Consider the following 14,684-nt stretch of genomic DNA (forward strand, 5'->3'; position numbering starts at 1 on the left):
CTGTACGTCACTCGCCGGTGCGGAACGGCGAACGCTCCGGATCGGGATCCGGCATCGCCTCCAGCAAGATGCGGGTATAGTCGTTCTGCGGCGCGTCGAAGATGCTCTCGCAGGGGCCCTGCTCGACGATCTGGCCGCGATAGATCACGGCGACATCGTCACAGATATAGCGAACCACACCCAGATCGTGACTGATGAAGAAGTAGGTAAGGCCCAGTTCTTCCTGCAGCCGGTGAAGAAGGTTCAGCACCTCGGCCTGAACCGACACGTCGAGCGCAGATGTCGGCTCATCGAGTATCAGCAGTTCCGGGCCGACGGCCAGGGCGCGCGCGATACCGATGCGCTGGCGCTGACCGCCGGAAAACTCGTGCGGGTAACGAAAAAGGTGTTCGCTACGCAGTCCCACCTGCAACAGGAGCTCCACCACGCGGTCGGTCCGCTGACGCGCGCCGAACCCGACCGTGTCCTGATGGATCACCATCGGCTCCGCGACGATGTCGTGGACGGTCATGCGCGGATTGAGCGATGCATACGGGTCTTGGAAGACGATCTGCATGCGCGCGCGCAGCCTTCGCATCGCTTGCGCGGAGAGTGCATGGATGTCCTCGCCGTCGAACAGGACCGATCCGGCACTGACGCTTTCCAGCCGCAGGATGCAGCGCGTGAGCGTCGTCTTGCCCGAGCCGGATTCGCCGACCAGACCGAAGCTCTGGCCTTTCCTGACCGACAACGACACGTCGTCCAGCGCCTTGAAACCGTCGCCTCGGCCAAACATGCCCTTGCGCTGGCCGGGGAAGACTTTGCTGACGTTCCTGATCTCAAGGGTCATACGAACATCTCCGGCGACAGACCGCTCAGCCCCCGCAATTCACCCCGCCTGGTATGCACGGTCGGCACCGACTCCAGCAACGCCTGGGTGTAGGCGTGGCTGGGACGCTTGAGGACGTCGAGAACCGGGCCCGCTTCGAGAATGCGACCGCGATACATGACCGCGACATGGCTGCAAATCTGCGCCACCACGCCGAGATTGTGGGTGATGAGCAGCACACCGATGTTTCTCTCGGCAACAAGTTCGTGGATGAGGCGCAAGATCTGCGCCTGTACAGACACGTCGAGCGCGGTGGTCGGCTCGTCGGCGATCAGCAGGTCGGGCTTGCCGATCATCGCCATCGCAATCAGGACGCGCTGACGCATGCCGCCTGAAAACTGGTGAGGATAATCGTCGATGCGGCTGGCTGCATCGGGAATTCCCACACTCTCGAGAGCTTCAATCGCCGTCTTGCGGGCGGCCGCCTTGAAGTCGCGACGCGACGCGCCCGCTGAAAGCCCGAGGACGGACGGGTCGGTGCGGCCTGCATGCAGAGCGACATCGACAAGCTGCGTACCAATCCGGAAAACCGGGTTGAGATTGGTCGTCGGGTCCTGGAAGATCATGCCGATGTGTCGGCCCCGCAGCGCGCGCATCTCGCGATCGCTGGTCTTTAGCAGGTCCTTTCCCTGAAACTGAATGGAGCCCGCCAGATAGCGGCCGGGAGGCGTGGAAATGAGCCGCGATACCGAAAGCCCGGTCAGAGATTTTCCGGACCCGGTCTCCCCGACCATGCCCCATATCTCGCCGCGCTCGATCTTCAGGTTGATACCATGCAGAATCTGGGTTTCGCCCTCGTAGCTTTTCATCGAAAGCTGCAGGTCGGTAATGTCGAGAAGAGCCATGGCCTGCCTCCTAACGCCGTGCCTTCGGGTCGAGCACGTCCCGCAGCCCGTCGCCGAGCAGGTTGAACGCGAAGACTGCGAGGAAGATCGCCATGCCAGGGGCCACGGCCGTCCACCAGTAGTCTGGCATGTAGCTGCGGGCACCGGAAAGGAGCGTACCCCATTCGGGTGTGGGTGGCTTGACGCCGATGCCGACGAAGCCGAGCGAGGCGACCGTGAGGATCGCGAAACCCATGTCCAGTGAAGCCTTGACGACGATCGGCGAGACGATGTTCGGCAGGATGTGACGGCTGAGGATACGCACCCAGCCGGCGCCCAACGCATGGGCCGCGACAACGAACTGTTCTTCCTTCTTGCCGATGACCTCGCCCCGGACGAGGCGCGCATAAGCGGGCCACCAGGTGATGGCAATGGCAACGATCATGTTGAACACGCCGGTTCCGAGCGCCGCCGCGACAGCCATCGCCAGGATGAGGCTTGGAATGGTCAGAAGCAGGTCGGTGATGCGCATCAGCACTTCATCGATCCAGCCACCGAAATAGCCTGCGATGGCGCCGATGGTCGTGCCGACCACAATGGCGATCACGACGACCGCCAGACCCGAGAACAGCGAAACCTGCGACCCTATGAGTACGAGCGAGAAGATGTCCTGTCCCAGTTCATTGGTCCCGAACCAGGCCGCGGCGGACGGCGGCTGGAAACGCGCGGCCGTATTCGTCACGCCCAGTGCGTGCTCTGGATGCGGAACGATATAGGGGGCGGCAACTGCCAGCACGATCAGTGCGAGGACGATGGCCAGACCGACCACCGAAAGCCAGCTTTGCCGGAACCGATAGAAGGCGCGACCCCAGTTCTCCCTGCGCGAGGACCGGTCGCGGGCGGGGATGACGATCTGGCTTTCGGCTGTCATGCGTAACGCACCTTCGGATTGAAGACACCGTACAGCACGTCGACGACGAGCATGGTGAGCAGGTAGATGATTGCGATCACGAGCGTGACGCCGATGACCGGCATGAAGTCCTGCGTGAGGATCGCCTGCGTCGCATAGAGCCCGAGCCCAGGCCAGTCGAAAACGGTCTCGACCAGCACCGTGCCGCCGAGCAGCCACGAGACGTAGAGGCCGATGACCGTCAGCGTCGAGGTCATCGCGTTCTTCAGCACGTATTTGAACAGGATCAGGCGGTTGGAGAGACCCAGCGCCCGCTCGGTCATCACGTAGTCCTGCTGAAGGATCTCGATGGTCGAGGCACGCATCATGCGCATGATCGTGGCGAGGGGCGAAAGCGCCATGGCTATGGCGGGCAGCGCAAGATGTGCTGCGGCGATACGGAAGGCGTACATGTCACCGGCGATGAGTGCATCGACGGTATAGAAACCCGTGACCGTCTCGGGCGGTATCTCGATGAAGGGGAACCGGCCCGCAAGGGGCAGCCAGCCGAGCCAGGCCGCGAAGGCCAGTTGCAGCAGCAGGCCGAGAAAGAAGCGAGGCATGGCGATACCGCCGAGCGCCAGCGTGCGTGTGGCATAGTCCAGCACGCCGTTGCGATAGACGGCGGTGAGCAGGCCGAGAGGGATGCCAATGACGATCGCCAGGAACAGGGCTGCGAAGACCAGCTCCAGCGTGGCGGGAAGATAGGCAAGGATGTCCGAGAAGACGGGCCGCCGCGTAAAGACGGAAGTTCCCCAGTCGCCCTGCAACAAACCGGTCAGATAGGTCCAGTACTGCATCGGCAGGGGCTGATCGAAGCCGAACTGCTCGCGCAATTGCGCAATCGTTGCCGCAGTTGCATTCGGGCCGGCAGCCAGGCCAACCGGATCGCCGGGCAGGATGCGGGCGACCACGAACAGCAACAGCGTCAGCCCGATGAGCGTCGCGATCATGAGCAGCAGCCGGCGCAGGATGAACGAAACCATGCAGAACTCCTGAGTGGCGGCGGGCAGGTTTCGGCCTGCCCGCCGCCGGAACGTTACGTGATCGACAGCGGCCAGACTTCGAACGTGTTAGCCGCCACGGGGCAGAAGGAATAACCTTCCACATTGTCCCGCATCGCAAACTTGCGCAGTTCCATGACGCCGAAAATGTCAGGCGCGTCTTCAACCAGCAATTCCTGAAGCTCGCGATAGAGGTCCGCACGCTTCGTCGTGTCGACTTCGGCGCGGGCGTCCTCGATCAGCTTGTCGACGTCGGGGTTGCTGTAGACCGGATTCTGCCACTGGCCGTTGCGCGACGAGTGATAGGCCGCGAACAGCGTATTGTCAGGGTCGGCGTAGTTGGCGGACTGGAAGATCGAGTGGAAGTCCGGCATCGTGTCCGGCGACTTCGCGGCGGCGACGATGTCGGGCCACACCATCGGGCGGATGTCCAGGTCGATATTCAGGGCCTTGAGCGCCTCAAGCAGGATGAGCGCCCAGCGACGCTGGTTCTCGTAGCCGGCCGCATGACCGATCGACAGGGTGAAGCCGCCGTCCTTGTACTCCGACTGCGCAAGATATTCCTTCGCCTTCTCCATGTCCTGGCGGTAGATGGCCAGGTCGTCGGCGTGACCCAGCATGCCTGTGGGCAGAGGCCCTTCCATCAGCTGTGCCGGGCCGGCGGCGTCGAGCATGGCCTGATAGTTGTAGGCGTAGGAGATGGCCTTGCGCAGATTCTTGTCTGCAAGCGGCCCCTTGGCGGTATTCATCTTGATGGTGAAGCTGCGGTAGTCGGGCTCCATAATGCGCACGACGCCCGGCACGCCCTCCAGCGCATCCATGTCCTCGGCGAACATGTCGAGCGCGAAATGCACCTCGCCGCGCTGCAGCATGAGGCGATTGGTTGCCGCTTCGCGCACGATCTTCCAGATCGCGGACTGGATGTTGCCACCCTGATGCCAGTCGTTCTCCGCCCGGATCAACTCGTACAGATCGCCCGGACGTGCACGGCCCATGGTGAAGGCACCGGAACCGGCGATGTTGGACAGGAGGTAGGACTGGCCATCGTCGCTGCCGAGATTGGCTTCGACCACGGCCGAGTTGACCACGAACATCCATGGCAGAACCGACAGCAGCGGGGCGAAGGGCTGCAGCAGCGACATCGTCACCGTCATGTCGCCGGTTGCCTTGACGCCGTTCTCGTCGAGGATGCCGGCAACCATCCATGCGGGGCCCTGCTTCAGGCGCAGAAGGCGCGCGAAGGAGTATTCGACATCCTTCGCCGTCACCGGCGTCCCGTCATGGAAGCGCGCGTTCTCATCCAGCTCGAAGGTGTAGGACTTGCCGTCTTCCGACTGGGTCCAGCTCTTGGCGAGGCCCGGCTGGGTCTCCGGCGGATTGCCGACGACGCGTACGAGGGCGTCATAGGTGTTGCGGAACAACCATTGCGGCGCATAGCCGGTGGCGACATGCGGGTCGAAATTCGGAATGTCGACGGTGCTCGACAGAACCATCACCTTGCGCCCCTGGGCGCTCGCATACCAGGGCATGGACGCAGCGATCGCCGCGCCGGCCGAACCGATAAGAAACTGACGTTTGTTAAGTAGCATGCCATTCCCCTTTCATGCCGGCATCGCCGGTAGCTAGAAACAGGCCGACGTGAACCGCCGGCCTGCGGTTTCACGTTCAGGCCGCCAGCACCTTCTTGCGGGAGCTCAGGCGGTAGACCTTCTCTGCCGTCTCGGCGCTGATGCGCTCTTCGCGCAGATCGTCCTCGACGCTTTCGACAGGGCGTTTGAGCGGATCGCCATATCCGGCGCCGCCGCCAAGCTGCAGTTCGACGACCCGGTCGGCGCGGTCGACAACCACCAATCCGCCCGAACCGACGTCCTCGACAACCTCGCCATTCGCATCGCGCATGCAGCCATGGGCGAGGAGGCCGGTCTGGCCGCCGAAGAGACCCTCGATCGGCGCGTTGACGCCTTCGGGCGACACGAACACGGTGAGCGGCATGCCGTCGTCATTGCGCTTGGCGATACGGATGCGGGCACCAAGGCCGCCGCGATACTCGCCCGCGCCGCCGGAATCGGTGACGAAGCCCTTTTCAAGGACGACCACCGGCGAGCGGCTTTCCAGCAACTCGATCGACGAGGTGGCGGCAGAAGTCGGCCACAGCACCGACGACTTGCCGTCCTTGGCGATGCTGCCGCCCTGCCCTCCACCCGACAGGAGGTGGTCGTAAAAGACCTTGCCGTCCGGCGTCTTGCCGTAGACGGTCATCAGGCTCGGAAGGCCCGTGTGGGCGACGACGCGGTCAGGTGCCGCTTCCGACAGCGCGCGGAAGATGTTCGGCGAGGTGTACCAACCCGTGCGGGTGCGCAGGCTGACCGGCGCGGGCTTGTTGCAATTGAGCACCGATCCCTTCGGCGCCTTCACCTTGAACGGCCGGTAGCAGCCCGCATTGCCGCGCACGTTCGGCGTCAGCATGCACTTGAGCGGGTAGGTCGAGTGCGCGGTCGTGTAGCTGAGCGTGCAATTGATGCCGCCCAACGGCACTTCAGGCGGCGCGCCTTCGAAGTCGAGCTCGATCTCGTCGTCCGCGATCGTCACCTTGACGGGCACCGTCATGGGCGTGCCCAGCGGGTTGTAGGTCGTGGTCGATGTGTAGACGCCGTCCGGCAGCGCGCGGATCGCCTCGCGCATCGCCTTTTCCGACCGCGACTGGATCACTTCGGCCAGCGCCGTCAGGTCGGGCAGACCATACTCTTCCATGAAGGACGATAGGCGGCGACCGCCGGTCTCGTTGGCGGCGATCAGCGACCTTACATCCCCAAGCACCTGCTGCGAGTCACGGATGTTCTCCGCCATGATGCGGAACAGATCCTCGTTCTCGACGCCAGCCCTGATGAGCTTCATCGGCGGGATCTGCAGGCCCTCCTCGTAGACTTCGGTGGCCTTCATGCCGTTGCGCGTGCCGCCGATGTCGCCGACATGGCCAACCGTTCCCATCACGGCCACGACCTTGCCCTGGTGGAAGACCGGGGTGATCACCGCGATGTCGAACAGGTGTCCCGCACACAGCCAGGGATCGTTGGAAACCAGCACGTCGCCGGGTTCCAGCGTGTCTACCGGATAGCGCTCCAGCGCCGCCTTCACCACCATGGGCAGAGTCAGGTTGAACACCGGCATGACGCGGCTCGAATGCGCCAGCGTCTCGCCGGTCGCGTCGAGGATCGAGCAGCCGAAATCCTGCGATTCCGAGATGATGAGCGAGTAGGCCGTACGGCAGACAGTGTGCCACATCTCTTCCGAGACGGTGACCAGCCTGCTCCACATGATCTCGAGCGAGATCGGATCGGATTCGATCTTCTCGACAGCCTGCGCCTTTGTCATCTGCGGCGAGAAGAGATCCATGCCCTTTCCGGTGACCGAAATGGCAATGCGCAGATTGCCCGCCTCGTCGACCGTCAGCGTATCGCCGGGCGGAACGACGGTGGTCGATTCGCGCTCTTCGATGATGGCGGGACCCTTTACGGTGACGCCCTGCGTCAGGCGGTAGCGGTCGTAGATCGCCGCATCGACGAAGCCGTCACCGAAATAGGCCTTGCGGTGGCCCTTGAGCGCGTTCTCTCCGCCCTGCGGCAGGTCGGCCTGGTTGATCGACAGCTTTGGGGTCGCACCGCTGACGCGGACGCGGAAGGAGAGGATTTCGAGGTCTGCCCCGCCAGGCACCAAGGTGTAGCGCGCGGCATAGACGTCCTCGAACGCCTTGCGGATAGCGCCATAGGCGGACGCATCAAGGCGGCCTTCGGGGATCGGCACGTTGATCTCGTGCACCTGACCGACGAGGCGCATGTCGGCCGTCCGCTCGATCTTCGCGTCCGACGCATCGCCGCCCGCCGCCACCAGCTTGGCAACGCCCTCGTCCGCAAGCGCGCCGAACGCGGCGTTCAGTGCCTCGGCGTCCAGATCCGGCGACAGCTCCAGCGGATGGGAGCGCACCATGTCGAACGACAGCGGCGCGGTCAGGAAACCAAATGCGGAGGCCGCGCCACTCGCCTGCGGGATGATGACCTCGGACACGCCGAGGATGCGGGCAACGCGGGCGGCGAAGGCCGGTCCTGCGCCGCCGAAGCCGATCATCGAATAGCCACGCGGGTCTTTGCCTTTTTCGACGAGATGGATGCGTGCCGCACTCGCCATGTTCTCGCCGACGACCTGGTGGATGCCCCACGCCGCCTCGACGGTCGTGACGTTGAGCGGCCCAGCGATCGTCTTCAGTGCCGTTTCGGCGGCATCGAGGTCGAGCGTCATGCGCCCGCCGAGGAAGAAGGACGGGTCGTAATACCCAAGGGCGACGCTGGCGTCGGTTACGGTCGGCTTGTCGCCGCCCTGCCCGTAGCAAGCGGGACCGGGGGCCGCACCCGCCGAATGCGGCCCGACCTGCAGCAGGCCGACTTCGTCGATAGCGGCAATCGAGCCGCCGCCCGCCCCGATCTCGATCATGTCCACCACCGGCGACTTGATCGGCAGGCCGGAGCCGTTCTTGAATCGGCGCACACGGCCGGCCTCGAGATAGGAGGCGATGTGCGCCATGCCGTCCTCGATCATACAGGCTTTTGCGGTCGTGCCGCCCATATCAAAGGCGATGACGTTGTCCTTACCGGCCGTCTTGCCAAACCAGGCGGTCGCGAGTGCGCCGCCGGCGGGACCGGATTCGAGCAGGCGGATGGGGAACTCGCGCGCCTCGTCCAGCGACACCAGACCGCCGGCAGAGTGCATCAGCCGCAACGCACCCCTGAAGCCACGTGCGTGAAGCTCGCGCTCGAACCGGCCAAGATAGCGATCCATCAACGGCTGTACGTAAGCATTGGCGCAGGTTGTAACGAAACGCTGGTATTCGGAGATTTCAGCGACGACTTCCGAAGAGATCGACACCGAGATTTCCGGATGATGCTGCTTGATGATGTCGCGAACGCGGCGCTCATGCTGCGGGTTGCGATAGGAGTGCATCAGGCAGACCGCGATGGCCTCGACCTTGTCGGCGACCAGCTTCTTCACGGCCTTCAGAACGCTTGCCTCGTCGAGCGGCTTGATCACCCCGCCGTCGGCGCCGATGCGCTCGACAATCTCGATCCGGCGCGACCGGCTGACCAGTGGATCCGGAAAGGTCAGGAAAAGGTCGTAAATGTCGTAGCGCTGCTCGAAGCCGATCTCGATGACGTCGCGAAAACCCTCGGTGGTGATAAGACCGACCGGAGCGCCCTTGCGCTCGATCACGGCGTTGGTCACCAACGTCGTGCCGTGCACGATCTCATCCAGGTTTGAGACGGTGATGCCTGCGCCGTCCACAACTTCGGCAAGCCCGCCGAGGGCGCCCTTCGACGGGTCGCTCGGGGTCGTCAGGCACTTGTGTAGACGGATGGCGCCGGCACTCTCGTCAAACAGGATGAAGTCGGTGAACGTGCCTCCGATATCGATGCCGGCACGGAAACCTTTGGCGTTGGCTTGCATTCGCATATCCTCAATGATCGAGGCCAGCCGCAGGCAAGCCTCCGTCGCAACCGCCGTCGCCGGCAGATCAAGCTTGATGTCCCATTTTTATTCTTCCGCTGACTTGGAGGGCCGGCCGCCGCCTGACACCAGGCAAAGGATTCCCAGCCCTCACGCCTATTATTTGAGCATGAAGAATGTTGCCTTGCTTATAGGCTCGCACGAACGATGAGTCCAGCGGAAGTTTCATATTTGACATCATGTTCCAATAGTGGAACAACATGTCGAAATAATCTTTCGCCTGTTCCGTCGTGACGCTTGGAGTGCGCATGACTTCAGGCAGCGCTCCGTGGCTTCGTCCGGAACGCACGAAACGGGGAAATGAAAGGGGAAGCGCATGAGCGCGTTGGAAGATGGCATCGCGATTCTGGGTTGCTTCACGTTTGAAGAGACCGCCCTCACCCAGGCCGAACTGACCCGGCGGGTCGGACGTCCCAAGGCAACTGTGTCGCGCGTGATGAAGACCCTGCGTGAAACCGGCATGCTGGAATACGACCCTGCCAGCCGCCTCTACCGGCCAGGCATCAGGCTGTTCGAGCTCGGCCAGATTTCAAGGGCGCATCAGAGCTTCCTCGATCTCGTGCAGAAGCATCTGCAACATGTCTGCGCCGTGGGCGGCCACACCGGCTATATAACCGTGTTCGATGGCCCGCAGCTGGCGGTACTGCGCATGGTGCGAGGGTCCAGCCCCGTCGCCATCGCTACCACGCCTGGCTACCGCGCATGGCCGCACGCCACCTCCAACGGCCGCGCGATGCTCGCACTGCTGTCGGAAGAGGAGTGGAAGCTGCGCGTGCCGGCAGAACTTCCGCGCCTGTCAAAGAACACGCCCAAGGATCATGCCGAGTTGCTGGAGCGCATCCGCGTCATCCGCGAGACCGGCCGGTCCTATTCGTCGGACGATTCGTATGAAGGCGTCTCCTCCCAGGGCATGGCCTTGCGTGATCCCGACAGCGGGGAAGTCATAGGCATCGCCATTTCGTATCCTACGGCGTTGGTCACAGAAGCGCTGAAGGAAACGGTCGCGGCTCTCCTAGACGCGATGAAGGCCGATCTGGAACGCCGCCATACCGCATGAAACGCCTTTTCGGATAACCTGCCTCAAGCTAGGGCTCTCTCGACGCCCCAACTTGCCCACGTCAATCTTGGCCCTGATTGCCGCACCAGCTTCGTTGGGTCGGGTAACCGGGACTATGCGTTGGTGGCCAAGCCGGGGTGCGGTTCCAGCGGCCGGGCAGGCCAACGAGGCGGAACAGAAACCGCTCGCAAGTTAACTGAGCGGAGCGCAGGTTTCCTGCGCATACCCGTGGTCACGAGGTCGTGATAGCCGGGTCCTTGAACTTCCCGTTCAACCGAACCAATTGCGATGCGTCCCGCTGGTCCGGGCCCCTCTGGCAAGAGCGCCGGTTCTCTTGCGATGTCGGACCTTTTTCCGATGTCGCTCATGCCGGTGCCTGAGAGGGAGTTTCCAATGGAATTTGCATTTCTGTTCGCCGACTGGCTCGGCAAGCCCGCCTGGATGTGGCTCGGCTTCATCACCGTTGTCATAGCGCTTCTCGTCTTCGATCTCGGTGTCCTCCACAAGGACGACCGCGAAATCGGCGTGAAGGAGAGCTTTGCCCTTTCCGGGTTCTACATCGCGCTCGGCCTTGCCTTCGGCGGCTTTGTGTGGTGGACGCTCGGGGAGGAGCCCGCGCTTAACTACGTCACCGGCTTCCTCGTCGAAAAGACGCTTGCGATGGACAACGTCTTCGTCATCGCGCTGATCTTTTCTTATTTTGCGGTTCCTCGCATCTATCAGTACCGGGTCCTGTTCTGGGGAATCCTCGGCGTGATCGTTCTTCGCGCCATCATGATCGGCGCGGGCGCGGCCATCGTGACGAACTTCTCGTGGGTGCTCTACATCTTCGCCGGTTTCCTCATCATCACCGGCGTCAAGATGCTGTTCTCGTCCGACGAGGAGAAGCCGATCGGCGACAATCCGGTGATCGCGTTCATGCGGCGGCGCTTTCGCGTGACCGAAGAGTTCCACGGCCCGAAGTTTCTGGTACGCCAGCCCGACCCGAAGAGCGGCAAGCCGGTTCTGTTCATGACGCCGCTTTTAATGGCGCTCGTCCTGATCGAAATCGCCGACGTCATCTTCGCCGTCGATTCCGTGCCGGCCATTTTCGCGATCACGACCGATCCGTTCATCGTTTACACGTCGAACATCTTCGCCATTCTCGGCTTACGCGCGCTCTACTTCGCCCTGTCGGCGATGGCGCACCGTTTCATCTACCTGAAATACGCGCTGGCGGCGGTGCTGATCTTCATCGGCTCCAAGGTGTTCGCCGCCGACCTGATGGGTATCGACAAGGTTCCGCCACTGATCTCGCTCGGCGTTACCTTCACGATCCTCGCGGCGGGTATCATCGCGTCGCTGTTCGCCACGCGCGCCGACCCCGACCCGGTTGCGGCGCAGCGGGCAGCGCATCTTTCCGAAAAGTCGCAGGGGTAAGCAGGACGCGGCGCCAAAACGAACCGGCAGTAAGTGACATTCTTGGGGCGATACGGTAGGGCTCGTACCTGCCCCGCCGTGTCGCGACACTGGGAACGCCTGATGGATATCGACGACCTTCGGACATTCGTGGAAGTCGCCGATGCCGGGGGCGTATCGGCGGCGGCCCGCCGACTTGGCGTGTCCAAGTCTATCGTCAGCCGTCGCCTTTTCCGGCTTGAGGCGGAGCTTGGCGTCCAGCTTCTTGCAAGAACGACCCGTGGCGCGGCCCTCACGGAAGCTGGGGCCGCGTTTCGAGACCATGCAGCGAGAGTGGGCGCCGAAATCGATGCGGCGAGGGAGACCATCCAGCCCACCGGCGACCTCACCGGCCGCCTGCGCGTCGCAATACCGCTGACCTTCGGTCCGACGCATCTGGCACCCGTGCTGGCCGAGCTGGCGCGGCGCCACCCGAAACTTCACATCCACTCCTCCTACAGCGACCGCTTCGTCGATCTCATCGCCGAGGGTTTCGATTGCGCGATCCGGGTCGGCCATCTTCAGGATTCAAATCTGGTGGTAAGGCGCGTGGGCGTTATCCATGGAAAGTTTCTGGCCAGCCCCGCCTACGTAGAGGCGCATGGCGCACCGGAGGCACCCGACGAGATAGCCTCTCACCAGGCGCTGATGCAGGGCACCGAAGCCTGGCAGTTCATGGATGGCGACAAGACCATCACGGTCAATCCGCAGGGGCGCTACAAGGCAGACAACGGCATCGCGCTCGCCGCTGCGGCGGCCGCGGGACTGGGTGTCGCCTGGCTGCCCGATTGCGTCACAGACGCTTACGTAGCGTCGGGGGCGCTCGTGCCGATCATGACGCGCTACCCGCCACCCTCGGCAGGCGTATACGTCATCCGACCGCCGGGGCAGCATCCGTCACGAAAGGTACGCGTCCTGACCGAGTTGCTGATCGAGTGCCTCGTGGAAGATCCGCGCCTGGCGGCCGTCGAGCGCTAGCGACAGGCTTTTGCAAAGACGCCGTAGCGTTCCACTTTTCGCGACACAGCTCGGCGGATCGCGGGGCTAGCTGCGAGGACCGCCGGCGGCTACGTCAATCACCTGGCGGGACCACGAAAGGATGACGCACATGAGCTGGAACCCATCGATCGACCCGGGCTGTCCCGATGACGTCGGGCTTGACGCTATCGAAACCCTGATCGTTCCGCGCTCCCGCGACCTTGGCGATTTCGAGGTCCGCCGCGCCCTGCCGGCGCCGAAACGCCAGATGGTCGGTCCGTTCATCTTCTTCGATCAGGCCGGGCCGGCGGAGTTTCTGACCGGTCACGGCGTGGACGTGCGGCCGCATCCGCATATCGGCCTCGGCACGGTCACCTACCTTTTCCAGGGCGATTTCCATCACCGTGACAGCACCGGCGCCGATCAGATCATCAGGCCCGGCGCGCTGAACTGGATGGTCGCCGGGCGCGGCGTCACGCATTCGGAGCGCACGTCGGCGACGGCGCGCAGCGGGCCGAACAGCCTGTTCGGGATCCAGACCTGGCTGGCCCTGCCGGACAGCCACGAGGACGTTGCGCCCAGCTTCGAGCATCACGGCAAGGAGACGCTGCCGGTCATCGAAGATAACGGTGTTTCGGTTCGGCTCATTCTTGGAAACGCCTATGGCAAGGCAGCGCCCGCGACGATGCTTTCGGAGACGTTCTACGCCGATGTGAGGCTCGAGCCGGGAAGCCGCCTGCCGATGCCGGACGATCACGAAGACCGCGGCATCTATATCGTCGAGGGTTCGATCTCCGTCGCTGGCCAGGACTTCGAGGCGGGCCAGATGATGGTGTTCCGGCCCGGCGACCGGATCACGGTTGCCGGCGGAGAGCGCGGCGCGCGGCTGATGATCCTCGGCGGAGCGACCTTCAACGGGCCGCGCTACATCTGGTGGAACTTCGTCGCCTCGTCGCAGGAGCGCATCGAACGCGCCAAGGCCGAATGGCGCGCAGCGAACTGGGGCACGGGCCGCTTCGACCTGCCCGTCGACGACCGCAACGAGCACATTCCCCTTCCGGATTGACCGGAACCAGCGCGGAGACACGACCATGAACAAGTGGCCCCAACTCGACTACCTCGGCTGGCGCGAGACGTGTTCGGCGCTGCATCTGCATCTCCAGATCGCCGGCAAATACCGGCTGGCCCACACGCCGTGGCTCAACCATTCGTGGAACGCGACGTTCTATGTGACGCCCCGGGGGCTTGCGTCCTCGCCCATACCCGATGGGCCGGGCATCGAGATCCTGTTCGATCTTCGCGAGCACAGGGTGATCGGCACATGCGGCAATGGCCGCGAGGCGTCGTTCGATCTCGGACCCATGACGGTCGCGGCATTCCACGCGCGCTTCGTGCAGCTGATCACGCAGCTCGGCGGCACGCCTACCTTCAACGGCAGCCCGAACGAAGTGCCCTATCCTGTTCCCTTCGCCGAGGATGATCGCGACCGGCCCTATGACCGCGAAGCCGTTCAGCGCTTCCATCAGGCCCTGATCGCGGTCGACAAGGTCTTCAACCGGTTCCGCACGTCGTTTCTGGGCAAGTCCAGCCCCGTTCACCTGTTCTGGGGCAGCTTCGATCTGGCTCTCACGCGGTTTTCGGGGCGGCGCGCACCGCTCCACCCCGGTGGCGTCCCGGCATTGCCGGACGATGTGGCGCAGGAGGCCTATGACCGCGAGGTCTCGTCGGCGGGCTTCTGGCCGGGTGGCGGCGGCATCGACTACCCGGCCTTCTACGCCTACGCCTATCCCGCGCCCGGCGGCTACCGCGCCGCCTCCGTGCAGCCCGATGCCGCGTTCTGGCACGAGGGACTGTCGGAGTTCGTCCTCCCCTACGATGCGGTGCAATCCGCCGCCGATCCCGACGAAGCCTTGCTGGCCTTCCTCGTCTCGACCTACGAGGCGGCGGCCGATCTGGGCGGGTGGGACCGCGACCTCTTGGAATGCGCGCACGGCAAGCCGCGCCAGGTGCGCAG

The 14,684-nt window shown here is 63.7% G+C and carries 11 protein-coding genes; 5 read left to right on the forward strand and 6 right to left on the reverse strand.

From position 1 onward, the window contains the following. Nucleotides 1-7: 7 nt before the first annotated feature. From FY036_RS05505 to FY036_RS05530, 6 genes are all read right to left on the reverse strand, one after another. Complete coding sequence (locus tag FY036_RS05505) at nt 8-829, reverse strand: ABC transporter ATP-binding protein (protein ID WP_148913694.1); 822 nt, start codon at nt 827-829, stop codon at nt 8-10. Continuing rightward, nucleotides 826-1,713 (reverse strand): ABC transporter ATP-binding protein, encoded by an 888-nt coding sequence (locus FY036_RS05510; RefSeq protein ID WP_148913695.1) that lies wholly within the window; start codon nt 1,711-1,713, stop codon nt 826-828. The genes FY036_RS05505 and FY036_RS05510 overlap by 4 nt, the downstream gene beginning before the upstream one ends. 10 nt (nt 1,714-1,723) lie before the next feature. After that, nucleotides 1,724-2,623: an ABC transporter permease gene (locus FY036_RS05515; protein WP_148913696.1), complete on the reverse strand. Its 900-nt coding sequence runs from the start codon at nt 2,621-2,623 to the stop codon at nt 1,724-1,726. Further along, nucleotides 2,620-3,627, reverse strand: coding sequence for an ABC transporter permease (locus FY036_RS05520; protein ID WP_148913697.1), 1,008 nt, complete (start codon nt 3,625-3,627; stop codon nt 2,620-2,622). The genes FY036_RS05515 and FY036_RS05520 overlap by 4 nt, the downstream gene beginning before the upstream one ends. Before the next feature lie 53 nt (nt 3,628-3,680). Further along, entirely contained in the window at nt 3,681-5,234 is a 1,554-nt protein-coding gene (locus tag FY036_RS05525; protein WP_148913698.1) for an ABC transporter substrate-binding protein, read from the reverse strand. 76 nt (nt 5,235-5,310) lie between these two features. Further along, nucleotides 5,311-9,138, reverse strand: a complete 3,828-nt coding sequence (locus FY036_RS05530) for a hydantoinase B/oxoprolinase family protein (RefSeq protein WP_148913699.1) — start codon at nt 9,136-9,138, stop codon at nt 5,311-5,313. 376 nt (nt 9,139-9,514) lie between these two features. On the opposite strand from FY036_RS05530, the gene FY036_RS05535 reads away from it, so the two are divergent. The 5 genes from FY036_RS05535 to FY036_RS05555 all read left to right on the forward strand — a co-directional run. Beyond that, nucleotides 9,515-10,255 carry an IclR family transcriptional regulator gene (locus tag FY036_RS05535; protein WP_148913700.1) on the forward strand — a complete coding sequence of 247 codons (741 nt, stop codon included), beginning with the start codon at nt 9,515-9,517 and terminating at the stop codon, nt 10,253-10,255. Between the two features lie 393 nt (nt 10,256-10,648). Beyond that, the gene (locus FY036_RS05540; RefSeq protein WP_148913701.1) at nt 10,649-11,674 is read left to right on the forward strand and encodes a TerC family protein; all 1,026 of its coding nucleotides are present in this window, start codon (nt 10,649-10,651) and stop codon (nt 11,672-11,674) included. Between the two features lie 102 nt (nt 11,675-11,776). Further along, nucleotides 11,777-12,670 carry a LysR family transcriptional regulator gene (locus FY036_RS05545; protein WP_148913702.1) on the forward strand — a complete coding sequence of 298 codons (894 nt, stop codon included), beginning with the start codon at nt 11,777-11,779 and terminating at the stop codon, nt 12,668-12,670. 130 nt (nt 12,671-12,800) lie between these two features. Next, nucleotides 12,801-13,736: a pirin family protein gene (locus FY036_RS05550; RefSeq protein WP_148913703.1), complete on the forward strand. Its 936-nt coding sequence runs from the start codon at nt 12,801-12,803 to the stop codon at nt 13,734-13,736. A gap of 25 nt (nt 13,737-13,761) precedes the next feature. Further along, nucleotides 13,762-14,684 (forward strand): DUF5996 family protein (locus tag FY036_RS05555; protein WP_148913704.1); only part of this gene is annotated, 923 nt, incomplete at its 3' end.

The organism is Neoaquamicrobium microcysteis (assembly GCF_008180155.1).
GTDB lineage: Bacteria > Pseudomonadota > Alphaproteobacteria > Rhizobiales > Rhizobiaceae > Aerobium > Aerobium microcysteis.

Coding starts and splice junctions, on each gene's coding strand:
- FY036_RS05525 (WP_148913698.1), bottom strand. CDS start 5,234: ATGCTACTTAACAAACGTCAGTTTCTTATCGGTTCGGCCGGCGCGGCG.
- FY036_RS05505 (WP_148913694.1), bottom strand. CDS start 829: ATGACCCTTGAGATCAGGAACGTCAGCAAAGTCTTCCCCGGCCAGCGC.
- FY036_RS05550 (WP_148913703.1), top strand. CDS start 12,801: ATGAGCTGGAACCCATCGATCGACCCGGGCTGTCCCGATGACGTCGGG.
- FY036_RS05530 (WP_148913699.1), bottom strand. CDS start 9,138: ATGCAAGCCAACGCCAAAGGTTTCCGTGCCGGCATCGATATCGGAGGC.
- FY036_RS05535 (WP_148913700.1), top strand. CDS start 9,515: ATGAGCGCGTTGGAAGATGGCATCGCGATTCTGGGTTGCTTCACGTTT.
- FY036_RS05515 (WP_148913696.1), bottom strand. CDS start 2,623: ATGACAGCCGAAAGCCAGATCGTCATCCCCGCCCGCGACCGGTCCTCG.
- FY036_RS05520 (WP_148913697.1), bottom strand. CDS start 3,627: ATGGTTTCGTTCATCCTGCGCCGGCTGCTGCTCATGATCGCGACGCTC.
- FY036_RS05540 (WP_148913701.1), top strand. CDS start 10,649: ATGGAATTTGCATTTCTGTTCGCCGACTGGCTCGGCAAGCCCGCCTGG.
- FY036_RS05545 (WP_148913702.1), top strand. CDS start 11,777: ATGGATATCGACGACCTTCGGACATTCGTGGAAGTCGCCGATGCCGGG.
- FY036_RS05510 (WP_148913695.1), bottom strand. CDS start 1,713: ATGGCTCTTCTCGACATTACCGACCTGCAGCTTTCGATGAAAAGCTAC.